Origin of the sequence: Amycolatopsis roodepoortensis (genome assembly GCF_024628825.1) — a bacterium.
Taxonomy (GTDB): Bacteria; Actinomycetota; Actinomycetes; order Mycobacteriales; family Pseudonocardiaceae; genus Amycolatopsis; species Amycolatopsis roodepoortensis.
In genome coordinates, this window is sequence record NZ_CP102415.1 from 7,040,089 (window position 1) to 7,063,829 (window position 23,741).

The window sequence follows — 23,741 nt, forward strand, 5'->3', positions numbered from 1 at the left end:
GCCGTGTCGCCCACATCGACAACGCGCTGCGGGACAGCGCACCGGCCGAGCCGACGGTGCTGGACACCGACCGGCGAATCGAGAACCTACTCCGCGTTCCTCGGCAACCCCCGAGTCCCCACGGGGGAGAAGACCCGGCTTCGGCGCGAGCACGACCGTGTCCAACGAGTGCTCGACAGCATCGACGAGGCCACCAGCACCGCTGGGAGGACACCCGCATGTCCTCCGGTTCCGACTGGCGAGCCCGACATATGCAGAAGTCAGGACTTACTGCGTGCGAAAAGAATCGCTTGCTGAGCTTTCGCATCCGGGTCGAGCAGCATCTGAGCCTCGACCACGAATCCGGCATCGCGCAGCCAGGATGCCACCTGGTCAGGCTGACGGCGGTGGACATGGACCTTCATCGGGTGACCGCCATAGCCCTCCGTCTTCAACCGCGACTCGTCGCCGACGTGAAACAGGAGCTGCAGCGGTCCGCCGAGACGCAATGCTCGGTGGAAGTGCCCGAACACAGTCGGCACATCGTCGTCAGGGATGTGGATCAACGACTGCCAGGCGAGCAGGCCGGCCACCGAAGCGGCGGGGAGGTCCAGGTCCGTCATCGAGCCCACCTCGAACCGCAGGCCGGGGTGGTCGCGCCGGGCCACGTCGATCATCCCAGGGGAGAGGTCGACACCGAAGGCGTCGACACCGAGCTCATGCAGGTGGGCGGTGACTTCACCGGGGCCGCAGCCCACGTCCGCGACCGGCCCGCCGCCAGCGATCCGCACGCTGTCGGCGAACAACGCCAGAGCCGCGCGCAGGTACTGGTGTCCGGCGAGGGCGCCGCGCACTTGGGCGGCATAGCTGACCGCGACCGTGTCATAAGAGGTTCGGGTGTCGGCCAACCAGTCATCCGTGGTCATGACCGGCACGATATTCCATGATCACGACCTCGTGGACGGCCGACGCAGAGAGACCGATCATCGGCCGCCAACTGGCCCAGAACTCTGCCACGTTTCCGCAGACCGCGATGCAGGAGAGCACATCATGCCGCTGACCACCGAACAGCGCCGCCGCAACGCGACACGCTCACAACGGGACACGGCCACTGCCGCGACAACCGACGAGGACCGCATCCAGAGGACGAAACGCGGGCGAAAGGAGCGGGCCCGCACCGTGCAGCATCGGTGCGGGCCCGCGGTTCGAAGGGGACGTCAGAAAGCCGCGGTGATCCGCGTGAAGTCCCAGTCGTTCTGTGCGATACCACTGCAGTTCTCGGCGACCCCGCCGTTCGGGCAGCCGCGGTCGCGGTTGGTCGACCAGAACGCGAGCCTGGCGATCTTGTTGGTCTTGGACCAGTCGGTGATCCGCGTCCAGGTGTCGAGACTCGTCAGTTCGCGCTGGTCCGAAAGACCGTTCATGCCGCTGATGCCGAGGTGGCCGTACGCCGTGGCGTCGTTCCACCCGAACGTCGACTTCAGCTTGTCTCGCAAGCCGTTCGCCGCCCGGATCGTGTTGCCGTACATGTCCGCGCCACCACCGAAATCGAACGGCATGATCGTGTAGACGTCGATCCCGGCGTTCAGTGCCTTCGACTGGTCGATGAGCCGGTTGCCCCAGGAGTTCGGGCCGCTGGTCGTCGTGCCGAAGGTGAGGATGGTCTGGATACCGGGGTTGTTCGCCTTCACGATTTTCAGCGCGTTCAGCACGCGGTCCTGCACGACCGCGTTCTCGAACTCGTCGGTGTTCTCGATGTCGATGTCGATCGCCTTGAGACCGTAGGCGTCGATCACCTTCTGGTAGGCCCCGGCGAGCGCTTCCGGCGTCGAGCAGTTCGGGCCGAGCTTGTTGCCGCTCCACCCGCCGAAGGACGGCACGATCTGCCCGCCCGCGGCCTTGATCTGCGCGATCGCGTTCGCGTCGACGCCGCCCTGCAGCGGACGGCTGCCGTCCCAGGCGGGGTTGCAGCCACCGGAGGAAAGGATGAACGCCATCGTGAACCATTTGATCCCGGTCGCGTTCATGACCGTCTGCGGGTTCGGCGGGCTGCCCCAGCCCATGTAGAGATACGGTGCGCCACGGCCGCCGGGCAGCGGCGGGTTGCTCGTGGTCGTCGTCGGAGAGGTGGTGGTGGGCGTGGTCGGCGTCGTGGTCGGACCGCCGCCGCCCGGATCGCACGAACCACCGTTGATCTTGCAGTTCGCCGGGGCGACGTAGCCCCCGGAGTATTTGACGTTGAAGCCGAAGCTGGTGGAACCGCCGTTGGAAAGGTTGCCGTTCCAGGTGTTCTTGACGGTCACGTGCTGGCCGGAGACCGAGTAGCTGCCGTCCCACAGCGAAGCGATCGAGTGCCCCGCGGGGAGGTCGAATTCGACCGTCCACGTGGGAAGGCTCGATCCCGAGTTGTTGCTGATCGTGTACTTGCCTTCCCAGCCGGAGCCCCAATCGGAACCCTTGCTGAAGGCGGCGCCGACGCCGCCGGCCGCGGAGGCCGGCGCGATCACGAGGACCACGCCGGCCGTTGCGGCAGCGGCGGCCAGGCCGATGGCCTGGATCCAAGTCCGCTTGCCCACTGTCAAACTCCTCAGTTCAGGCCGTTGCGCATGGCCGTGACGAGCTCGCCGTTGGAGGTGTCACCACTGAGCTCCCAGAAGAACGCGCCGCCGAGACCCTGGTTCTTGGTCCAGCCCATCTTTCCGTTGATGGTCGCGGGAGTGTCGTAGCTCCACCAGTTGTTGCCGCACTTCGCGTACGCGGTGCCCGCGATCGTGCCGGTCGACGGGCAGCTGTTCTTGAGGATCTTGTAGTCCTCGATACCCGCCTCGTAGGTACCCGGTGCCGCGCCGGTCGCGGTGCCGCCCGGGGCGTCCTGGGTGACGCCGGTCCAGCCTCGGCCGTAGAAACCGATACCCAGCAACAGTTTGCTCGCCGGGACACCCTTGGCCTTGAGCTTCTGGATGGCCTCGTCGGAGTTGAAGCCCTGCTGCGGGATGCCGGGGTACGACGTCAGCGGCGAGTGCGGGGCCGTCGGTCCCTGCGCCGCCCAGGCGCCGAAGAAGTCGTACGTCATGACGTTGTACCAGTCGAAGTACGCCGACGCGGGGCCGTAGTCGGCGGCGTCGATCTTGCCGCCGCTGCTGGCGTCCGCGGTGATCGCGGCGGTGACCAGGAACGAGGAGCCGAACTTGGTGCGCAGCGCCTGTGCCACGTTCTTGATCGCGGCGGGACCGCTGGTGTCACAGGTCAGACCGCAGGCGTTCGGGTACTCCCAGTCGATGTCGATACCGTCGAAGACGTCGGCCCAGCGCGGGTCCTTGATCAGCTTGTAGCAGGATTCCGCGAACGCGGCCGGGTTCTTCGAAGCCTGGCCGAAGCCGCCGGACCAGGTCCAGCCGCCGAACGACCACAGCACCTTCAGGCCGGGGTACATCTTCTTCAGCTTGCGCAGCTGGTTGAAGTTACCGCGCAGCGAACCGGCGTCCCACGAGTCCGCGACACCGTCCACACTGGACGCGGCGTCGTAGAACTTGTCGTAGTCGGCGTAGGTGTCGTCGTTCGCGGTGCAGGAACCGTTGGTGACGTTGCCGAACGCGTAGTTGATATGCGTCAGCTTCGCCGCGGAACCGGAAGTGTGGATGTTCTTCACGTGGTAGTTGCGGCCGTAGACGCCCCACTGCACGAAGTAGCCGAGGTTCTTCTTCGCGCCCGGGTTCGGGTTCGAAGTCGTGGTGGTCGGCGGGTTGCTCGTGCTGGTCGACGTCGGGGGATTGGACGTCGTGGTGGTCGGGGTGGTCGGCGTCGTGGTCGGGTTACCGCCGCCCGGGTCGCAGGAGCCGCCGTTGATCTTGCAGTTGGCGGGCGCGGTGTAGGCGCCGGAGTACTTGACGTTGAAGCCGAAGCTGGTGGAACCGCCGTTGGAAAGGTTGCCGTTCCAGGTGTTCTTGACGGTCACGTGCTGGCCGGAGACGGTGTAGCTGCCGTCCCACAGCGAAGCGATCGAGTGCCCCGCCGCGAGATCGAACTCGACCGTCCAGGTGGACAGGCTCGATCCCGAGTTGTTCGTGATCGTGTACTTGCCTTCCCAGCCGGAGCCCCAGTCCGACCCCTTGGTCAGGGTGGCTCCGACCCCGCCCGCCGCGTTCGCCGGCACGGTCACCAGACCGACCGCCAGCGCCGCCACGGCCGTGAACAGGCCGACCAGATGCCATCTTTTTCTCGACATTTCACTCCTTACAACCCGGTGCAGGGAAATGATCTTGGAGATGATTTCGTCAAAGGGAAATCGGCGACATCGCGTTGCCGCGGCCGGAGCCGGGCAGGCGGGGATGCGTCTTCATCGACCACCTCCATGCGGAAACGCTTTGTTGCGGGAGACGGTACGTGGTCTGGACCAATATGGGAAGCATCACTACGTAGAGTGGTGATTTTCCTGCGAACGGCCTAATACGTTCGACAGCGTTAACCGTTCACTGGTTCGGTGCCGGTCAACGGCGGAATTCGTCCATCTCGCCGAGCCGGGCGATATTCGCCGATTCGTCGGGGTCAGGGAGGACACCGGAAAGGAAGACGTCGGTGATTTCCACGGCCACGTCGGGGGCCAGCCGTTTCAGGCTCAGCGCCAGCACGTTGGCGTCGTTCCATTTGCGCGCGCCCGCGGCGATCCAGGTGTCCCAGGCCAGTGCCGCGCGGACCCCGGGGACCTTGTTGGCCGCGATGGCCGTGCCCGTCCCGGTCCAGCACATCACCACGCCGAAATCGGCCTCGCCTTCCGCGACCGCCCTGCCCACCGCCGCGCCGAGCTCCGGCCAGACGTCCGACGTCGCGGGGCGGGAGACCTCGTGGCCCGCTTCGGCGAGATACGCCTGGACGGCGTCCGTGGTGGCGTTCCGGTCGTCGGCGGCGAAGGCGATCCTCATGTCCGGATCGTAACGCCGCGTCGACAGGTGACGAACCGGAAGTCATGGGAGGATCGCGCCGTGGACTCGTCTGCGGAGGAGCACCAGGTCGAGCGTGACCAGGAGATCGCACGGACCCGGATTCTCGACACCGCCGCCCGCCTGATCGGCGAGGCCGGTTTCGCCCGGCTCAAGATCGGCATGATCTGCGCCAGGACCGGTTATCCCAGCGGCGTCGTCTACCAGTTGTTCGGCTCGAAGGAGACGCTGGTGCAGCGGCTCGTCGAGTTCGCCGCGGAGAAGTTCGCCGACGTCTTCAGCGCCGCCGTCGCCACCCGGACCGGCGGGCTGACGCCGAGCCCGATGGACATGCTGCGCGCCCTGCTGGACATCTTCTTCGAGCTGCTCACCGACATGCCGCCGCTGAACCGGGCGTTCGTGGTGCTCTGGACGGACGCGACCGTCGGCGATCCCGCGGTGCGGTCGGCGATGACCGAGGCCGATCGCCGGTACCGGTTCGCCATCGCGCAGACCGTCGCCGCCGGGATCGCGGACGGCTCCATCACCGGCGTCCGCGACCCCGACGCGTACGCGGCGGCGCTGGTGGGGCAGCTGCGCGGGATCGCCGTGGCCTCGATCATCGATCCCGGCGGGATCGATCTGCGTGCCGTCCGCGCGGAGATGGAGTACGCCGTGGACCGCCTCGCCTAAACCTTGGTAAGCGCGGCCGCGCCGAAGGAGACGCTGAACCGTTCGCACCAGATGGTCACACTCGAATAGCGGGCCAGATCGGTGCCCGCGGGCAGTGTGTAGTTCTGGCTTCCCTTGTTGCCCTTGAGTTTCCCGGCGCTCACGTACGCGCCGTCGTCGAACACGAACCAGCCGCCCTTGCCGGGGATGACCGGCGCGTCGGTGAGCCAGACCCGCAGATCCGGTCCGTTGCTCGTGTCGAGATTCTCCAGGCGCAGCACCAGCGATCCATCGGCCGCGCGCAGGATCCGGACGTCGCCACTGGTCGTGTGCTCGTGGCTGATCAAGGTGCCGGTGGCCACGACCGAGGGCTCTTTCGGGACGGGCGTGGCACTTTCGGAGAGCTGAGCCGTGGGCTGGGCGACCACGGGCGCGGCCTCCTGGACCGTTTCGTTCACCCAGAGCTTCCACGGCTGGAACCAGTAGAGGCCCGCGGCCACCGCCACCACCAGTCCGACCGCCACCACGGCGAGCACCCGCTTGCGTTTCATGGGGACATTCAACCGTGCGAACCGTCCGGATCGCCCGGTTCGGGCGGTTACCGAACTCTTACGAGGCCGATCGGGCGGGGTCACGGCTGGGTGTCGGTGCCTTGACCCCGGTCACGCCGCTTGACACGATTGCCGATCTGAAAAGGGCATATCGGACGGAGGCCCCTCGATGGGTTCGGCGATGTTTTCCATCCTCCTGCCGGTAGCGCTGGCACTGGTCATGTTCGGGCTGGGCCTGACCCTGACCGTCGGCGACTTCACGCGGGTGCTGAAGTACCCGAAGGCCGCCGTCATCGCGCTGGTGTGCCAGATGATCGTGCTGCCCGTGGTCTGCGTCGGCCTCATCGTCCTCTTCGGTCTCGAAGGCGTGCTCGCGGTCGGCATGATGCTGCTCGTCGCCTCGCCGGGCGGGACGTCGGCGAACCTGTTCAGCCACCTCGCCGGTGGCGACGTCGCCCTCAACGTCACGCTCACGGCGATCAACTCGGTACTCGCCGTGTTCACCCTGCCGCTGGTGGTCGGCCTGTCGATGGCCCAGTTCCTCGACGGCGGCGCCTCGGTCGGGCTCCAGCCCGCGAAGTTCGTGCAGGTGTTCGCGATCGTGCTGATCCCGGTCGTGATCGGGATGGCGGTGCGGGCGCGGTTCACCGGCTGGGCCGAGCGGATGCGCAAACCGGTCAAGATCGGCTCGGCCGTGGTGCTCGTCCTGGTGATCGCGGCGGCGATCGCGCAGGAATTCCGGACCCTGGCGGACAACATCTGGACGCTCGGGCCGGTGGCGCTGGCGCTTTCCGTGCTCAGCCTCGCGATCGGGTACTACGTGCCCCGGTTGTTCCGGGTGGACCGCGGGCAGTCGATCGCGTCCGCCATGGAGATCGGCGTCCACAACGCCACGCTCGCGATCGCGGTGGCGTATTCCGTGCTCGGCGACAAGGCGATGGCCGTGCCAGCCGGGGTCTACGGCGTGCTCATGTTCTTCCCCGCCGGGATCGCGGCGTTCCTGTTGTCCCGCAGCAGGGAGAGCGCACAGGTCTGAGTTAGTTTGGGGATGTGCCTCGCCTCCCCATCGGTGACCTCCTCGACGTGAACGGTGTCGCCGTCCACGTCCGGCAGGACGGTTCCGGGCCGCCGGTGTTGTTGCTGCACGGGTATTGCGGGTCGGTCCACTGGTTCGACCGGCTCACGCTCGGCCTGGCCGCGACCCATCACGTGATCCGGGTGGATCTGCTGGGACACGGGTGCACCGGTGGTTCCGCGGGTTTGGACGCGGCGTCGCAGGCGCGCATGGTGGCCGGTGTCCTCGATGCGCTGGGCCTCGAGGATGTCCTGGTCGCCGGTCACTCCTTCGGTGCGGACGTCGCCTTGGCGCTGGCCGCGGTCTCCCCGCGAATCGGTTCCCTGGTCCTGATCGGACAGGCGCCGGACTACAGCTACGCGTCTTTTCCGCCGGGCAGTTCGGTGTTGTTGCCGATGGTCAGCGCGCTCGTGCGGCTCGTGGCTCATCGGCCGTGGGTGCGGTTCGCTTCCCGGTTCCGCCGAGGCGGCTGGTTCGGCGATCCCTTGCAGGACTTGGCCGATCACGCCGTCACCGCGCCCGCGATGGCCCGGGTGGTCCTCGTGGAACGGGCGCGGCTGCTCGCGTTTCGTCCTCTCGATGCGCAACTGGCGGCCCTGTCGTTGCCGTGCCTGGTGATTCTCGGGCGACGGGACCGGTTTTACGACTGTGACAAGACTTTCGCGCGGTACTCGGCGGCAGGCGCCCGCGTGGAGGTCGTGGAGGACGCCGGGCACTCGCCGTTCCTGGAGCGGCCGGGCGAGGTCGCTCGGTTGCTTCGTGAGTTCAGTGGGTCGTGAGTGGCGTTTCGGGTTAGAACCCGAAACGCCACTCACGACCAGCGCGCCCCACGACCGACTTGCCTCTACGTGCTGACGTCCCCGATCGCCTTGTCCAGCACGGCCAGCCCCTCCGCCAGTTCGTCCTCGGTCGCGGTCAGCGGGGGAGCGATCCGGAAGACCCCGCCCATCCCCGGCAACTGCACGATGTTCATGTGCAGCCCCAGTTCGAGACACCGCCGCGTGACCAGCGCGCCCAGTTCGTCGGAACTGCGTTTCGTGGCCCGGTCGACGACGAGTTCCACGCCGACCAGCAGGCCCCGTCCGCGGATGTCGCCGACGACGGGATGACGCGCGGCGAGGTCGTCGAGGCCCCGGCGGAGGAAGGCGCCCAGTTCGGTGGCGCGTTCGTCGAGCCGGTCGCGGGTGAGGACGTCGAGCACGGTGTTCCCGACGGCCGCCACCAGCGGGTCCGCGACGTGCGTGGTGAAGAACAGGTAGCCGCGGTCGTGCGCTTCTTGCTCGATCTCGGCGCTCGTGATCACCGCCGCGAGCGGGAGGCCGGCGCCCAGCGTCTTGGACAGCGTGAGGATGTCGGGGACGACGCCGTCGCGTTCGAAGGCGTACCAATTCCCCGTGCGGCACAAGCCGGTCTGCGCCTCGTCGAGGATCAGCAGCATCCCGCGTTCGCGGCACTTCTCCTGGAGAGCGGCGAAGTAACCCACCGGCGGCTCGATGATCCCACCCGAGCTGAGGACCGGTTCGACGATGCACGCCGCGAGGCTGCCGACGGACTGGGCGTCGATCATCTCGAACCCGAAGTCCAGCTGCCGTTTCCAGTCCAGTTCTCCTTCCGGAGTAAGGAAATCCGGCCGATAGGAGTTCGGCGCGGGAATGGCGAAGTTGCCGGGCGCGGTCGGTCCGTAGCCCTTCCGGCCCGCGCTGTAGGTCGCGTTCGCGGCCGCTTGCGTCATCCCGTGCCACGACCGGGCGAACGACACGATCTCGTGTTTCCCGGTGACGAGTTTCGCCATCCGGATCGCGGCCTCGTTCGACTCCGCCCCGGTGGTCAGCAGCAGCGCCTTTTCCAGCGGTGACGGCAAAGTCTCGGCCAGCCGTCGCGCGAGGTCGACGACGGGGCGGCTCAGCATCCCGCTGAACAGATGGTCGAGCGAGCCGATCTGCCGTCGGACGGTCTCGACGATCTCGGGATGCGAGTGCCCGAGGATCGCGCTCATCTGTCCCGAAGTGAAGTCGAGGATCCGCCGCCCGGATTCGGTGAACAGGTAGCTCCCGGCGGCGTGGTCGATGATCTCGCGGGTGAAATCGCCGGCCCCGGCGTAGCGCACGAGGTGCCGGTCGGCGTCGACCCAGAAACGGTCGGCGGTGGACAGGTCGGTGATCGGAGCAGCCATGTCCCGACGGTAAGTCGCCTTCGAGCGACACGTCCAGCTCACGATTCCGGCTGTGCTGTTCGGCCGATCCGTACAACAATGGCCCCATGCTCAACCCCTGGAGGCTCAGCCTGCTGAGCAGGCTGGACACGCTCGGCACCGTCCGCGCGGTCGCGAAAGCGGCCAACCTGAGCGCGTCGAGCGTGTCCCAGCAGCTCGCGGTCCTCGAGGCCGAGACGCGCACGCGGCTGCTGGAGCGCACTGGCCGCCGCGTCCGGCTGACCCCGGCCGGGCGGATGCTGGCCCGCCGCGCGAGGGAGATCCTCGACCACATGGACACCGTCGAGGCCGAGTTGCGCGGCCTCGCTGAGGGCCCGGCTGGCCTCGTCCGTCTCGGCGCCTTCCAGAGCGCGATCCACACCATCGCCGTCCCCGCGGTGAACCGGCTGGCGCGCACGCATCCGCGCCTGCAGATCGAACTCCTCGAACTCGAACCGCATGTGAGCATGCCCGCGCTTCGCGTCGGCGACGCCGACGTCATCGTCACCACCACGGACTTCGTCGAGCAGCCGCTGGGTCCCGACATCGACCTGGTGCCGCTCGCGACCGACCCGATCGTGCTGGTCGTCCCGCCCGGACATCCGGCAGCGGGCCGCGGGCCCGCCGACCTCGCCGCCTACGCGAGCGAGCCCTGGGCGTTCGACGTCCCCCAGTCGTACATGGCCAATCTCGCCACCAGGCTCTGCCGTGAAGCCGGTTTCGAGCCGCGCGTGATCGCCCGGTTCAGCAACTACATGATGACCTTGCAGCACGTGGAGGCCGGGCTTTCGATCGCGCTCCTGCCCGGCCTCGCCGTCGACCGGCGCTACCGCGTCGCCACCCGTGAGCTCGCGACGCCGGTCGACCGCTCCATCACCGCGGCGATCAGGCGCGGGTCCGCGCCTCGCGCCGCGGTCGACCTGGTTCTCGAGGCGATCCGGAGTCATCCGGAACTGCCGCTGTGAACCCGTGCCGCCGCGCCGCCAGCACCACGGCCAGCGTCGGCACGAGCAGCACCAGGACACTCCAGGGGAACGACTCCGCGCCGAAGCCGTCGAGAAGGACGCCACCGGCGATCCCGCCGCCCGCCATCGCCGCGTTCCACAGGGTGACCAGCATGGCCTGCGCGATATCCGCCGCGCCGCCCTTGTCGCCGGCCTGTGCGGCGGCGGTCTGCAGCAGCGTCGGGATCCCGCCCCAGCCGAGCCCCCACAGGGTCACGGCGACGTAGACCAGTGCCGGATTTTCGCCCAGCAGCGCCAAAATCGTCGCTCCGAGCGCTACGAGAAGGGTCCCGGCGACGGTCAGCGGACGCAGCCGCCGGTCGATGAAGAGACCCACGAGCCAGATGCTGACCATCGACGCCAGGCCGAACACCAGCAGGATCCGATCCACCGAGCCGCCCATCGACACGTGTTCGAGGAAGGTGGCGATGTAGGTGTAGAGGATGTTGTGCGCCAGCACGAACGTCAGCGTCACGAACAGGACCGCGGCGACGCCGGGCACGGCGAGCGTCCCGCGCACCGGGAGCCTGCCGCCCTTGTCCTGCCCGGGGAAGTCGGGGACGGCCAGCGCGATCCAGCCGAGCAGGCCGAGCGCGAGCGCCGACATGAGCGAGAACGTCACCTGCCAGCCGAAGAGGCCGCCGAGGAAGGTGCCTGCCGGGATGCCGAGCGAGAGCGCGAGCGGGATACCGGTCATCACGACGGCGATCGCCTTGCCCCGCACCGGTTCCGGCGCCAGCCGCCGGGCGTACCCGGCCAGCAGCGCCCAGACCACGCCCGCCGCGATCCCGGCGACGAACCGCGCGCCGAGGGTCAGGGGATAGTTCGTGGACAGCGCCGTGACCGTGTTGGCGACGGCGAACCCGGCGACTCCGGTCAGGAGCAGGCGTTTGCGGCGCCAGCCCGCGGTCGCCGCGGACAGGGGAATCGCGGTCAGCGCGGTGCCGATCGCGTACACCGTCACCAGTTGCCCGGTCGCCGCTTCGCTGACGCCGAGCCCGGCGCTCATCGCGGGCAGCACCCCCGCGGGCAGGGCTTCGGTGAGGACGGTGACGAACGCCGCCGTGGTCAGCGCGAGCAGCGCGCCGAGTGGGAGTTTCGCAGTCATGCTCCGTATGCTCGAACCGTCACATAGATGTGAAGGTCAAGTCGGCCGGGGTGAGGTGGCGCACATGCGGATCGGGGAGTTGTCGGAGCGGACGGGCACGTCGCGCCGGCTGCTGCGGTACTACGAAGAGCAGGGTCTCATCGTCTCGGAGCGGCTGGCCAACGGCTACCGCGACTACGCCGAATCGTCGGTCGACCGGGTCATCCAGGTCCGCGGCCTGCTCGACGCCGGGCTGCCGACCAGGATCATCAAGCAGATCCTGCCGTGCCTGGACAAACCCCGGCAGATCTACTTCCCGGACGCGACCCCGGAGATGCTCGAAACCCTGGAGGCCGAACGCGACCGGATGACCCGGCGCGCCGAATGCCTGCTCCGCAACCGGGACGCCATCACCGAGTACCTCGACGCGGTCCGCGCCTACGACCCGGCTTCCTGAGCCGGAGGGACTTTCCTCGCAACGGCCTTGACAGGGTGAGAAAGCGCTTTCAGGATGTGGGCAGGAAAGCGCTTTCAAAGGAGAACGGATGACCACGCGGAAACTCGGCGTCGTGATGAACGGCGTCACCGGGCGGATGGGCTATCGGCAGCACCTGGTGCGCTCGGTCCTGGCGATCAGGGAGGCCGGCGGGGTCGAGCTGGCCGACGGTTCGCGGGTCCAGCTGGAGCCGGTCCTGGTGGGGCGCAACGCGGACAAGCTCGAAGAGATCGCCACCCGGCACGGCCTGACCCGCTGGACCACCGACCTCGACGCCGCGCTCGGCGACGACGACCTCCCGCTCTACTTCGACGCGCAGCTGACGGCGGTCCGCGAGAAGTCGATCGTCCGTGCCATCGACGCCGGAAAGCACATCTACACCGAGAAGCCGGTGGCGGAGTCGGTCGAAGGCGCGCTCGCGCTGGCACGGCACGCCGAAGCGGCCGGGGTCAAGAACGGCGTCGTCCACGACAAGCTGTACCTGCCCGGCCTGCTCAAGCTGAAGCGCCTGATGGACAGCGGCTTCTTCGGCCAGGTGCTGTCGGTGCGCGGCGAATTCGGCTACTGGGTCTTCGAGGGCGACTGGCAGGCGGCACAGCGTCCCAGCTGGAACTACCGCGCCGAAGACGGCGGCGGCATCGTCGTCGACATGTTCTGCCACTGGAACTACGTGCTGGAGAACCTCTTCGGCGCCGTCAACGCCGTGACCGCGAAGGCCGTCACGCATATCCCGGAGCGCGTCGACGAGAAGGGCGACCGGTACGCCGCGACGGCCGACGACTCCGCGTACGCGATCTTCGAGCTCGAAGGCGGGATCATCGCCCAGCTCAACTCGTCCTGGTGCGTGCGGGTCCACCGCGACGAACTGGTCGAGTTCCAGGTCGACGGCACCAAGGGCAGCGCCGTCGCGGGCCTGCACAAATGCGTCATCCAGCCGAGGGAGGCCACGCCGAAGCCGGTGTGGAACCCGGACCTCGCCGAGACGCGGTCGTACCGTTCGCAGTGGCAGGAAGTGCCGGACAACGAGGACTTCGGCAACGGTTTCCGCGCCCAGTGGGAGCAGTTCGTCCGCCACGTCGTGGAGGACGCGCCGCATCCCTACGACTTCATGGCTGGCGTGCGCGGCATCCGGCTCGCGGAAGCCGGCCTGGAGTCCTCGCGCGAGAACCGCCGGGTTTCGCTGTCCTAACGGCCGAAAACCGCTCCCGGGTCTTCCGCGATCAGCACCGAGATCTCCCGGATCTTGCGGTTCGTGTGCTGTGACGCCTCGGTGAGCCAGCGGAAGGCTTCCTCGGCGTTCAGCTCCAGACGCGCCATCACGATCCCCTTCGCGGTGGCGATGGCGTCCCTGGTCTCCAGTGCGGCGACCAGGGTCTCCGCCTGTCGTTCGGCGGCGGCCCAGCGGGACGCGGTCAGGATGATCGCCGAGATCGCCGAGGTGAACATCGCGACCAGGGCCGCCTCGACCGGGTCGAAGGCGTTCTCCTGGTAGCTCCAGACGTTGAGCGCGCCGGTCAGCGGCTCGGTCTCCCGCCGCTTGAAGTGAGACTCGTCGGGGACGAACAACGGGCAGGCCAGCGCGGTCCGCACGCCGAGCAGCTCGGCGGTGGTCGTGAAGTCCGGCCAGCGCGCGGCCGCGTCGGCGTCCAGCAGCGTCCGGACGATCGTCCCGCTCTCGGCGGCCTTGAGGCAGGGCCCCTCGTCGGCGCTGTACTGCGCCTTGTCCAGGGGGAGCACGGACTCGTCGGTGGCGGCGACGGTGCTCGGTTCGCCGTCGGAGTACAGCGTCACCGTGGCCGCGTCCGCGCCCGGCAGCAGGCCGATCACCTTCTTCGCCACCCGTTCCAGCAACTCGTCGCGGGGCTCGTCGAGCCGCATCGACTCGGTGAGCTCCCGCAACGCCGAAGCGGTGTCGCGAAACTGATCCATCGTGGCCCTTTCCCTCGGACGGCGGATTTCGCCGACCACCAAGAACGTACTCGTTCCGGCTAGCCGGGCATTGACCGATTCGGGCTAACCCGTGGCCGGTGACCCGCCGGTTCGGTGCTCATCAGGCCCTCGCCGCGGGTGAGCCCGGGCAACCGCTGTTCGAACCGGGCGACCTCGCCCGTGGGCAGCACACCCGTCAGCTCGGCCCGGTCGCCCTGTGTCACCGAACCGGTGACGGTGCCGCCGTGTTCGACGAGCCGGGAGAGCGTCGCGGTCACCGTGTCGGCGGGCAGTTCCACCTCGATCCGGCTGGCCGGTTCGAGTACCTCCGTTCCCGCCTCCCGGAGGGCCTCTGCCAGCACGAACGGGGTGATCTTGCGAAAGTCACCCGCCGCGCTGACCGGGCTGAAGTAGCCGGTGTGGGTGACGGTCACCACACAGTCGATGACCTCCCGGCCGGACGGGCCGTTTCGCAGTGTCGCGTCGACGGTCTCCTCGATGGCCTTGTGGAAGGCGAGCGGGAGGGAGCCGAGTTCGACCTCGAGGCCGAAGGTCAGGCCGGAACCGGGTGCGCCGGGGCCGACTCGAAGCCCGAGCGTCGCGAAGTACGGGTTCCGTTTCTCCGTGATGAACCACACCGAATGCCCGGTGCCGACCGGCCGCTCGACGCGGACCGGCCGGGTGAGGCTGAACGTGACGTCGAGGCCGTGCTGAGCGGCGAGCGTCTCCGCGATGATCTCCTTCTGCACCTCGCCGTAGAGCCGCACCGAGATCCGGCGGGTCTCGTCGTCCTGCCGGACGGTGATCAGCGGATCCTGTTCCGCCAGCTCCTGCAAGGCCGCGAACACCGCGGGCGTGGCTGGACCGACCACGGTTTCCAAGGCGGGCGGCGGAAACCGTGCGGCGCCGTCCTCGCCGTCGGGAACGCCGACGAGGTCGCCGATCCGGATCTCCTTGAGCCCGGTGACCTTGGCGATCCGACCGGCCCGCGCCCGGCCCTCGACGGTCTCGTCGCCGAGTTCGAAGACGTGCACCGCGCTGACCTTCGCCTCCTTCGTGACCGTCCCGCCAGGTCCCCGCCGATGGAATCGGACGTGGTCCCGCGCGCCGATCTCGCCGGAGAACACCCGGACGTAGGCGATCTTCTCGTGCGCGCGGCCGCGTTCGATCTTGAACACGGTGGCACGCAACCGGTCGTCCGGCACCGGTTTCGCCGCTCCGGCAAGGAATTCGCGGATACCGGAGGTCAGTTCGGCGATGCCCGCGCCACTGCGCGCGGAGCCGAAGAAGACGGGGGAGACGAGACCGAGCCGGGTCTGCCGGACGAGTTCGGCCCGGCAGTCCCCGGCCGTCACCGTGTCTTCGAGATACGCGGCGAGGAAGGCATCGCTGTGCTCGGCCAGCCGTTCGGCCGTCGCCGCCGGCAGGGAGGACGGCCGGACTTTCGCGTTACCCGTGCCGATGCCGTCGACTTCGGACATCGGCACGCAGGCGACACCGAGACGTTCGGCGAGGTCGGTGAGGAGTCCCTCGTGGCGGGCGCCCGCCCGGTCGACCTTGTTGACGAAGATCAGCACGGGGATCCGCAGGCGGGTGAGCGCGCGCATGAGCACACGGGTCTGTGCCTGCACTCCCTCGACTGCGGAAACGACCAGAACGACACCGTCGAGCACTCGCAGCGCGCGTTCGACCTCGGCGATGAAGTCCGGGTGGCCGGGCGTGTCGATCAGGTTGACGCGCAGGTCACCGACGCGGAAGGCCACGACGGCCGAGCGGATCGTGATCCCGCGGCGGCGTTCCAGTTCCATCGTGTCGGTGTGGGTGTTCCCGGCGTCGACGCGGCCGAGGGTGCGGATGGCACCGGTGTGATGGAGCAGGCGCTCCGTCAGGCTCGTCTTACCGGCGTCGACATGGGCGAGGATGCCCAGGTTCAGGTACTCCATGGATGAACGGCTCCAGGGCTGTCGAAAGGTCCATACGGCTCGGGGACTCGACAGCTCGGCGCACGCCGTTCTCCTTCTTTCCGGGGAAGCACCTGGTCGGGCCGGACGTTAGCAGCGGGTTTCCGGCCGGTCACACGATTTATGGCCGGGCGTTGACTTGCGGCACTCGGTGGGCTGTAATTCTTGGACATTTCAGCGCAAGAACATGACAAGAGTCAGGAAGATTCCGCTCAGCTCCCGGAACAGAGGAATGTCATGAGAACGAAGCGCCCACTGACGTGCGCGGTGGTGTTCGCCGCCCTGTCCCTTCTCCTCACTCCACCCGCCAGCGCGGCGAACGACGCCCCGGCATCAGCCGCCGCCGAAGCCGCCGACGCGACCTACACCGCCAGCAGCCAGCTGGCCGGCTACGCCGTTTCGAACGTCGGGGACGGCAACCAGGCCACCTACTGGGAAAGCACGAACAACCAGTTCCCACAGTGGATCCAGGCCGACCTCGGCGCGGCCACGAACATCGCCCGGCTCGTGCTCAAACTGCCCTCGGGCTGGGAAGCCCGCACCCAGACCTTCTCGGTGCAGGGGAGCGCGAACGGCACGAGCTTCAGCGACCTCGTGCCGTCGGCGGGCCATCGGTTCGACCCGGCGACCGGCAACACGGTCACCCTCGACGTCACGGGGAACACCAGGTTCGTGCGGCTGAACATCACCGCCAACACCGGCTGGCCCTCGGCCCAGCTCTCGGAGTTCGAGGTGCGCGGTCCCGCGGGCGGGGACACGCAGCCACCGTCCGCGCCGGGGAACCTCGCCTACACCGAGCCGTCGAGCGGCAAGATCCGGCTCACGTGGTCGGCGTCGGCCGACAACACCGGAGTCACGGGCTACGACGTGTACGCCAACGGGCAACTGCGTGGCAGCGTCGCCGGGGACGTCCTGACCTACACCGACGACCAGCCCGACAGCGCGACGGTCGCCTATTCCGTGCGCGCCCGCGACGCGGCGGGCAACCAGTCGCCGAGCAGCGGCACGGTGACGAGGACCGGTACGCGCGCCGGGACGAACCTCGCCCTGGGCAAGCCGATCACGGCGTCTTCGGTGCAGCACTCCTACGTCGCGGCCAACGCCAACGACGACTCCGTGACCACCTATTGGGAGGGCGCGGCGTACCCGAACCTGCTCACCGTCGCGCTCGGGTCGAACGCCGATCTCGACCGGATCGTCGTCAAGCTCAACCCGGATCCCGCGTGGGCACAGCGCACGCAGACGATCGCCGTCGAAGGGCGTGACCAGGGCGCGACCACGTTCACCACGCTGGTGCCCGCGCAGACGTACACCTTCACCCCGTCGAGTGGCAACACCGTCACCATCCCGGCCGGTGGCCGCGCCGCCGACGTCCGACTGAGGATCACCGCCAACTCCGGTGCCCCCGGTGGACAGGCCGCGGAGTTCCAGGTCTTCGGTGTTCCCGCGCCAAACCCCGACCTGACGGTCTCGGGGGTTTCGTGGTCGCCGCGGAACCCGGTGGAGACCGACGCGATCACCGTGTCTGCCACTGTCCGCAACGCCGGAACGGCGGCCTCGGGCGCGACGAACGTGAATCTCTACCTGGGCACCGCGAAGGTCGGCACAGCACCTGTAGGCGCGCTCGCGGCCGGAGCGTCCACGACGGTGTCGGCGGACATCGGCGCCAGGGAGACGGGGAGCCACCAGCTCACCGCGAAGGTCGACGAGGCCAACGCCGTCGTCGAACAGGACGAGGGCAACAACTCCTACACCGGTGCGACGGCACTCGTCGTCAGCCCGGTGGCCAGCTCCGACCTCGTCGCGGCCACCGCCTGGTCGCCGAACAACCCGACGGCGGGTGACACCGTGACGTTCTCCGCCACGGTGCGCAACCAGGGAACGGTCGCTTCGGCCGGCGGCGCGCACGGCGTCACGGTGACGATCACCGACCAGAACGGCGCCGTCGTCAAAACCCTCACCGGCTCGTACACCGGCGCGATCGCGGCCGGGGCCACGGCACCGCCGGTGAACGTCGGCACCTGGACGGCCGGGAACGGCCGGTACACGGTCAAGACCGTCGTCGCGAACGACGCCAACGAGTTGCCCGCGAAACAGGGCAACAACACGAGCACGCAGGCGTTGTTCGTCGGCCGCGGCGCGAACATGCCCTACGACATGTACGAGGCCGAAGACGGTGTGGTCGCCGGCGGGGCGTCCGTGATCGGCCCGAACCGGAAGATCGGCGATCTCGCGGGCGAAGCGTCGGGCCGCAAGGCCGTGACGCTGAATTCGACCGGCTCCTCGGTCGAATTCACCACGCGCGCGGCCACGAACACCCTGGTGACCCGGTTCTCGATGCCGGACGCCGCGGGTGGCGGCGGGCAGAACTCGACGCTGAACGTCTACGTCGACGGCACGTTCCTGAAAGCCATCGACCTGACTTCGCGCCACGCATGGCTTTACGGCCCCGAAGCGTCCCCGCAGAACTCCCCGGGAGCCGGGCCCCCTCGCCACATCTACGACGAGGCCAGCATGCTGCTCGGCACGACCGTGCCCGCCGGGCACAAGATCAAGCTGCAGAAGGACGCCGGGAACGGCTTGAACTACGCGATCGACTTCGTGAACTTCGAGCTGGCCACCGCGGCCGCGAACCCCGACCCGGCGCGCTACGCCGTCCCGGCCGGGTTCACCCAGCAGGATGTGCAGGCCGCGCTGGACAAGGTCCGCCAGGACCCGAACCTCACCGGTGTCTTCCTGCCGCCGGGGCAGTATCCGATGACGAGCAAGGTCACCGTGTACGGCAAGCCGATCACGGTGCTCGGCGCCGGGCCGTGGTTCACGAGGTTCACCGCGCCTGCCGGGCAGGAGAACACCGACATCGGCTTCGACGCGCAGGCGAGCGCGAGCGGTTCGACGTTCGGCGGGTTCGCCGTGTTCGGGAACTACACGTCCCGGATCGACGGCCCCGGCAAGGTCTTCAACTTCACGAACGTCACGAACATGACCATCGACAACATCTGGGTGGAGCACCAGATGTGCCTGCTGTGGGCGACCAATGTGGACAACACGACGGTGAAGAACTCCCGGATCCGCGACATGTTCGCCGACGGGCTCAACTTCACCAACGGCAGCACGGGGAATCGGGTCACCAACAACGAAGCCCGCTCCACCGGCGACGACAGTTTCGCCCTGTTCGCGGCCACGGACCTCAACGCGGGCAACCAGTACGACAACGTGTTCGAGAACCTGACCGTGCTGCTTCCGTGGCGCGCGGCCGGGCTGGCAGTGTACGGCGGGTACAGCAACACCTTCCGGAACCTCTACATCGCGGACACGCTGACGTACTCCGGGATCACGATCAGCTCGCTCGACTTCGGCTATCCGTTCCTCGGGTTCGGCCCGCAGCCGACGACCGTCCAGAACGTGTCACTGGTCCGCACCGGTGGTCATTTCTGGGGGCAGCAGACGTTCCCGGCGATCTGGATGTTCTCCGCCTCCAAGGAGTTCCGCGGTATCCGGGTGTCCGATGTGGACATCCAGAGCCCGACATACAGCGGCATCATGTTCCAGACCAAGTACACCGGGAACCGTCCGGAGAACCCGGTCGAGGACACGGTGCTGACGAACGTGTCGATCACCGGGGCGCACCGCAGCGGTGACGAGTTCGACGCGAAGTCGGGGATCGGGATCTGGGTCAACGAGCTGCCGGAACCGGGTCAGGGCCCGGCTGTCGGCTCGGCGACGTTCACCGGGCTCACCCTGAGCGACAACGCCGAGGACATCCGGAACACGACGAGCACGTTCACCATCAACCGCAACTGAGTGCGTGGCGCCCGCCGGGAGCAGGTTTCCCGGCGGGCGGCCCGGGTATGCGGGTGCTGACCCGACTCCCGGACAGAGAGGCCAAACCGTGCGCGATGCCGGGTATGACGCGGTGATCATCGGTGCCGGACCAGCCGGGTTGACCACCGCGCTGGTGCTCGGCCGGTCCCGGCGCAGCGCGCTGGTGATCGATGGCGGCGCGGGCCGGAATTCGACCGCCGCGGGCGTACACGGGCTCCTGGCCTGCGACGGGATGAATCCGGACGCGCTGCGGGCCGCCGGTCGCGAGCAGCTGGCGGAGTACCCGGAGGTCCGCCTGCGCGAGGGCAGGGTCCGGTCCGTCGAGGGCGATCGCGGCGAGTTCATCGTCTCGTTCGAAGACGGGCGTTCGGTGAAGGCGCGCCGGATCGTGCTGGCCACCGGAGTGATCGAGGACCTGCCAGGGATCGCGGGGCTGGCCGAGCGCTGGGGGAAGAGCGTGCTCGGCTGCCCGTACTGCCATGCCTGGGAATTCCGGGACCGGCCCTTGGCCGTCCTGGCCACCGAGGGGCGGCAGGACGCGATGTTCGCCGCCCAGCTGACCCGATGGAGCCAGGATGTCACCTTGTGCGCCAACGGTTTCCCGTTGTCCGTCGAAGATGAGGCATTGCTGGGCGAACGTGCGGTCCACGTGCGCCGCGAGCCGGTGCGAAGTGTGGAGGGACCCGACGACGAAGTCGAACGGATCACCTTCCGCGAAGGCGACCCGGTGGAATGCGCGGCGGTGTTCCTGCACGCCACCACGCGGCAGGCCGACCCGCTGGCCGGGAAACTGGGCTGCGTTCTCCAGGACGACGGAACCGTGAGGATCGACGACGTCGGATTCACCGGCGTGCCGGGTGTCTTCGCCGCGGGTGACCTGGCGCGGCGGGAGTCGTGCCCGCCGGGCATGACGTTCGTGGTGACCGCGGCCGCCATGGGTTTCGTGACGGCCACCGCGGTGGATCACGAACTGTTCCAGGAAGAGCTGGACTGAAGAGCGGAATCCGTGCTTCACTCCTTGCCATGCCGTACCGCCGGACCCCGAAGACGCAGGCAAGACTGGACTCGCAGCGAGGCGAGATCCTGGCCGCGGCCGTCGCGCTGCTGGCCGAGACCGGGTACGCGGGCTGCTCCATGGCCGCGGTCGCCGCGCGGGCGGGCGTGGGCACCGGCAGCGTGTACCGGCAGTTCCCGTCCAAGGCCGACCTGGTCGTCGAGGTCTTCCGCGAGGTGGTCTCCCGGGAGGTGGACGCCGTCGAGGCCGCCGCGTCCCAAGGCGACGTCCGCGAACGCGTGGTCGCCGTGATCGAGACCTTCGCCGGGCGGGCGCTGAAGGCACCGAGACTCGCGTACGCGTTGCTGGCCGAACCGGTCGACGCCGTCGTGGAGGCCGAACGCCTGGTGTTCCGCCGCGCGTTCCGCGAAGTCATCGCCAGGAACATCGCCGACGGCGTGACGAGAGGACTGCTGCCCCCGCAGGACGCGGAAGCGACCGCCGCGGCGCTGGTCGGCGCGGGCGCGGAAATGCTGGTCGGCCCCTTGGCGGGCGAAAGCGGACCGGACACGATCCCGCAGCTGGTCACGTTCACCCTGCGCGCGCTGGGAGGTTCCGATGGCGTTTGAGACGCTCACGTACCGCGTCGAAGACCGCAAGGCGTACCTGACCTTGAACCGCCCCGAGCGGCTCAACGCGATCAACGACGTCATGCCGCGCGAGATCCGGCAGGCCGTGGAGCTGGCGAACGAGGACGACGCGGTCCGGGTGATCGTGGTGCGCGGCGAAGGCCGGTCGTTCTGCGCCGGATACGACCTCAAACAGTTCGCCGAGGACGACGCCGAAGGCCGCTGGAACCAGGGCCCGGTCTGGGATCCGGTCAAGGACTACCGGGTGATGAAGCGCAACACCGACGACTTCTTCAGCCTGTGGCGATCGCTGAAACCCACCGTCTGCCAGGTGCAGGGCCACGCGATCGCGGGCGGCAGCGACATCGCGCTGTCCTGCGACGTGCTGATCATGGCGAACGACGCGCGCATCGGCTATCCGCCCGCACGGGTGTGGGGCTGCCCGACGACCGCGATGTGGGTCTACCGCGTCGGCGCCCAGCGCGCGAAGCGGATGCTGCTCACCGGCGACACCATCGACGGCGCCACCGCGGCGGAATGGGGACTCGCGCTCGATGCGGTGGAACCCGGACGGCTCGAAGCGGCCGTCGAGGAATTGGCCGACCGGATGGCGGGCGTGCCGACGAACCAGCTGGTGATGCAGAAACTGATGATCAACCAGGCCTACGACAACATGGGCCTTTCCGGCACCCAGACCCTCGCGACGCTCTTCGACGGCATCACCCGGCACACCCCCGAAGGCCGCTGGTTCCGAGAGTTCGCCGAACGCGATGGTTTCCACGAGGCGGTGGCCTACCGGGATTCCGGGCAGGTCATCCCGGACGGCGGCGGACCGCTGCCCGAACACGAGGATTCGAGGAGGTCGTCATGACCGCGAACACCGAGAGCGAACGCGTCGCCGAGCGCCTGCAGCGCTCCGCCGCACGGCTGTCCTACGACCCGGACGTCGACGTCGACTGGCTGGCACCGCTGGTCGACGGCGCGTACGGCAAGGCGCCGGAACGATGTTCCTTGTACGGCACGGAACTTTGGGAACGTCTCGACGAAGGCCAGCGCGCCGAGCTGAGCCGCCAAGAGGCGGCGGCCGCGGCGGCGTCGGGTATCTGGTTCGAGCTGATCCTCATGCAGGGCCTCGTGCGCCACGTCTACAACAGCGACCCGACGACGCACAACGCCCAGTACGCGCTCACCGAGATCGCCGACGAATGCCGTCACAGCACCATGTTCGCCCGCTCGATCGAGAAGAGCGGCGGCGTCGTCCGGCGCCCGAGCCGCTCGGCGCACCGCGCGGGCAAGCTGTTCGGCGCGATCTGCGGCCCCGCGCTGCTGTTCGCCGGCGCCATCTACGTCGAAGAACTCGCCGACGGCATGCAACGCGAGATGATGCGCGACGACAGCCTGCAGCCGATGATCCGGATGATCTCACGCATCCACGTCATCGAAGAGGCACGGCACATCAGCTTCGCCAAGGACGAACTGAGCCGGGCCTGGGCGCGCCACGGCCGCGTCGGCCGCGAACTGATCCGCTGGGCGATCGCCGGGATGGCCTACGTCGCGACGTCGGAATTGTTGCACCCCAAGGCATACACCTCTGTCGGCCTGGACCCGCGCGAAGCCCGCCAGGTCGCCACCGCGAACCCGCACTGGCGCCGGACCAAGGCGGCGTGGGCGGCCAAGGCCGTCGAACACTTCACCGAGATCGGCCTCATCGGCGGCCCGAGCCGCCGGCTCTGGCGCCGCGCCGGCGTCCTCGACTGAACAAGGAAGGCACTCCATGTCCAAGCTCCTCGGCCTCGGTATCGCCGCGACCGGACTCGCCCACTTCGCCGTCCCGGCGGCCTTCGAACCCGTGACGAAGATGGCCTTCGCCGACGACGTCCGCAACTGGACCTACCGCAACGGCGCCACCGAACTCGCCATCGGCCTGGCGATCGCGGCGGGCCCCAACGCGGAAGGCCGGGTTCGCGGGACTGGCCGTCTACGCGGGCTGGCTGGGCAAGCGCGTCCTCGCCCGGCGCTGATCAGGCGACCAGGAGGGCGGGCGCAGGTCGGCCTCCTGGCGTTTGACGACCGAATACTTCTGAGCGAAGAAAAGAAACGTGCTTCGGTCCACAGTGGACCGCCGGGCTCGGCTCGGTGCGCCCGTCGCCGGTGGCTCGCGCGCGTGGGCGCCTCCGGGGTGCAACGAGCTTCCCTCGATGGGCCGCGATCACGGAGCGCTGTGATCGGGTGGACATTCAGTCACTTTGCTCCAAGCAGGTGAACTCTTCACCGGAGAGTTGCCTGCCTGTCGAGCAGGTCAATACGGTCAAGATCGCGGACGAGCCTTGGGGGCCGGCGTTCCGCGTCATGCGCTTTCCGCGGGATCGCCGCGGTGGGCATTTCTTTCATTTCCCATCGCGTAAGGCGCGCGCATTCTGTCGTAATGCCGG

Annotated in this window: 20 protein-coding genes; 11 read left to right on the forward strand and 9 right to left on the reverse strand. The window is 68.4% G+C overall.

Going from position 1 to position 23,741, the window contains the following annotated elements:
• Window positions 1–260: 260 nt before the first annotated feature.
• The 4 genes from NQK81_RS33730 to NQK81_RS33745 all read right to left on the reverse strand — a co-directional run bounded on the left by NQK81_RS33730 (window position 261) and on the right by NQK81_RS33745 (window position 4,898).
• The gene (locus NQK81_RS33730; RefSeq protein WP_257484682.1) at window positions 261–905 is read right to left on the reverse strand and encodes a class I SAM-dependent DNA methyltransferase; all 645 of its coding nucleotides are present in this window, start codon (window positions 903–905) and stop codon (window positions 261–263) included.
• A gap of 291 nt (window positions 906–1,196) precedes the next feature.
• Window positions 1,197–2,555 carry a cellulose binding domain-containing protein gene (locus tag NQK81_RS33735; protein ID WP_257484683.1) on the reverse strand — a complete coding sequence of 453 codons (1,359 nt, stop codon included), beginning with the start codon at window positions 2,553–2,555 and terminating at the stop codon, window positions 1,197–1,199.
• 11 nt (window positions 2,556–2,566) lie between these two features.
• Window positions 2,567–4,204 carry a glycosyl hydrolase family 18 protein gene (locus NQK81_RS33740; RefSeq protein ID WP_126732763.1) on the reverse strand — a complete coding sequence of 546 codons (1,638 nt, stop codon included), beginning with the start codon at window positions 4,202–4,204 and terminating at the stop codon, window positions 2,567–2,569.
• 262 nt (window positions 4,205–4,466) lie between these two features.
• The gene (locus tag NQK81_RS33745; RefSeq protein ID WP_257484684.1) at window positions 4,467–4,898 is read right to left on the reverse strand and encodes an RpiB/LacA/LacB family sugar-phosphate isomerase; all 432 of its coding nucleotides are present in this window, start codon (window positions 4,896–4,898) and stop codon (window positions 4,467–4,469) included.
• Between the two features lie 60 nt (window positions 4,899–4,958).
• Between NQK81_RS33745 and NQK81_RS33750 the strand changes: the two genes are divergently transcribed.
• Window positions 4,959–5,588 (forward strand): TetR/AcrR family transcriptional regulator, encoded by a 630-nt coding sequence (locus tag NQK81_RS33750; protein WP_257484685.1) that lies wholly within the window; start codon window positions 4,959–4,961, stop codon window positions 5,586–5,588.
• On the opposite strand, the gene NQK81_RS33755 is transcribed toward NQK81_RS33750, so the two are convergent.
• Window positions 5,585–6,118 (reverse strand): DM13 domain-containing protein, encoded by a 534-nt coding sequence (locus NQK81_RS33755; RefSeq protein WP_257484686.1) that lies wholly within the window; start codon window positions 6,116–6,118, stop codon window positions 5,585–5,587. The two genes, NQK81_RS33750 and NQK81_RS33755, sit on opposite strands and share 4 nt — an antisense overlap.
• A gap of 181 nt (window positions 6,119–6,299) precedes the next feature.
• Here NQK81_RS33755 and NQK81_RS33760 point away from each other — a divergent pair, with 181 nt between their 5' ends.
• Both NQK81_RS33760 and NQK81_RS33765 read left to right on the forward strand, forming a co-directional pair.
• Window positions 6,300–7,154 carry a bile acid:sodium symporter family protein gene (locus NQK81_RS33760; protein ID WP_257484687.1) on the forward strand — a complete coding sequence of 285 codons (855 nt, stop codon included), beginning with the start codon at window positions 6,300–6,302 and terminating at the stop codon, window positions 7,152–7,154.
• 14 nt (window positions 7,155–7,168) lie between these two features.
• Entirely contained in the window at window positions 7,169–7,972 is an 804-nt protein-coding gene (locus tag NQK81_RS33765; protein ID WP_257484688.1) for an alpha/beta fold hydrolase, read from the forward strand.
• Window positions 7,973–8,037: 65 nt separating this feature from the next.
• On the opposite strand, the gene NQK81_RS33770 is transcribed toward NQK81_RS33765, so the two are convergent.
• Window positions 8,038–9,366 (reverse strand): aspartate aminotransferase family protein, encoded by a 1,329-nt coding sequence (locus tag NQK81_RS33770; protein ID WP_257484689.1) that lies wholly within the window; start codon window positions 9,364–9,366, stop codon window positions 8,038–8,040.
• Window positions 9,367–9,452: 86 nt separating this feature from the next.
• Between NQK81_RS33770 and NQK81_RS33775 the strand changes: the two genes are divergently transcribed.
• Window positions 9,453–10,349, forward strand: coding sequence for a LysR family transcriptional regulator (locus NQK81_RS33775; protein ID WP_257484690.1), 897 nt, complete (start codon window positions 9,453–9,455; stop codon window positions 10,347–10,349).
• Here NQK81_RS33775 and NQK81_RS33780 read toward each other — a convergent pair.
• Window positions 10,270–11,496 (reverse strand): MFS transporter, encoded by a 1,227-nt coding sequence (locus tag NQK81_RS33780; protein ID WP_257484691.1) that lies wholly within the window; start codon window positions 11,494–11,496, stop codon window positions 10,270–10,272. The two genes, NQK81_RS33775 and NQK81_RS33780, sit on opposite strands and share 80 nt — an antisense overlap.
• Window positions 11,497–11,560: 64 nt before the next feature.
• Between NQK81_RS33780 and NQK81_RS33785 the strand changes: the two genes are divergently transcribed.
• Together NQK81_RS33785 and NQK81_RS33790 are read left to right on the forward strand one after the other, a co-directional pair.
• On the forward strand, window positions 11,561–11,932 hold the full coding sequence (locus NQK81_RS33785) for a MerR family transcriptional regulator (protein ID WP_126732772.1): 372 nt from the start codon (window positions 11,561–11,563) through the stop codon (window positions 11,930–11,932).
• Window positions 11,933–12,020: 88 nt separating this feature from the next.
• Entirely contained in the window at window positions 12,021–13,160 is a 1,140-nt protein-coding gene (locus NQK81_RS33790) for a Gfo/Idh/MocA family protein (RefSeq protein ID WP_257484692.1), read from the forward strand.
• On the opposite strand, the gene NQK81_RS33795 is transcribed toward NQK81_RS33790, so the two are convergent.
• Both NQK81_RS33795 and NQK81_RS33800 read right to left on the reverse strand, forming a co-directional pair.
• Entirely contained in the window at window positions 13,157–13,900 is a 744-nt protein-coding gene (locus NQK81_RS33795) for a GAF and ANTAR domain-containing protein (RefSeq protein ID WP_257484693.1), read from the reverse strand. The two genes, NQK81_RS33790 and NQK81_RS33795, sit on opposite strands and share 4 nt — an antisense overlap.
• Window positions 13,901–13,959: 59 nt before the next feature.
• Window positions 13,960–15,843 carry an elongation factor G gene (locus NQK81_RS33800; protein ID WP_257484694.1) on the reverse strand — a complete coding sequence of 628 codons (1,884 nt, stop codon included), beginning with the start codon at window positions 15,841–15,843 and terminating at the stop codon, window positions 13,960–13,962.
• A gap of 255 nt (window positions 15,844–16,098) precedes the next feature.
• Here NQK81_RS33800 and NQK81_RS33805 point away from each other — a divergent pair, with 255 nt between their 5' ends.
• The 5 genes from NQK81_RS33805 to NQK81_RS33825 all read left to right on the forward strand — a co-directional run bounded on the left by NQK81_RS33805 (window position 16,099) and on the right by NQK81_RS33825 (window position 23,067).
• Entirely contained in the window at window positions 16,099–19,665 is a 3,567-nt protein-coding gene (locus tag NQK81_RS33805) for a discoidin domain-containing protein (protein WP_257484695.1), read from the forward strand.
• Between the two features lie 88 nt (window positions 19,666–19,753).
• Window positions 19,754–20,680: an NAD(P)/FAD-dependent oxidoreductase gene (locus NQK81_RS33810; protein ID WP_257484696.1), complete on the forward strand. Its 927-nt coding sequence runs from the start codon at window positions 19,754–19,756 to the stop codon at window positions 20,678–20,680.
• Window positions 20,681–20,709: 29 nt separating this feature from the next.
• The gene (locus NQK81_RS33815) at window positions 20,710–21,309 is read left to right on the forward strand and encodes a TetR/AcrR family transcriptional regulator (protein ID WP_192743108.1); all 600 of its coding nucleotides are present in this window, start codon (window positions 20,710–20,712) and stop codon (window positions 21,307–21,309) included.
• The gene (locus NQK81_RS33820) at window positions 21,299–22,180 is read left to right on the forward strand and encodes a crotonase/enoyl-CoA hydratase family protein (protein WP_257484697.1); all 882 of its coding nucleotides are present in this window, start codon (window positions 21,299–21,301) and stop codon (window positions 22,178–22,180) included. Before NQK81_RS33815 ends, NQK81_RS33820 begins: the two co-directional genes overlap by 11 nt.
• The gene (locus NQK81_RS33825) at window positions 22,177–23,067 is read left to right on the forward strand and encodes an AurF N-oxygenase family protein (protein WP_126732780.1); all 891 of its coding nucleotides are present in this window, start codon (window positions 22,177–22,179) and stop codon (window positions 23,065–23,067) included. The genes NQK81_RS33820 and NQK81_RS33825 overlap by 4 nt, the downstream gene beginning before the upstream one ends.
• Window positions 23,068–23,741: the final 674 nt, after the last annotated feature.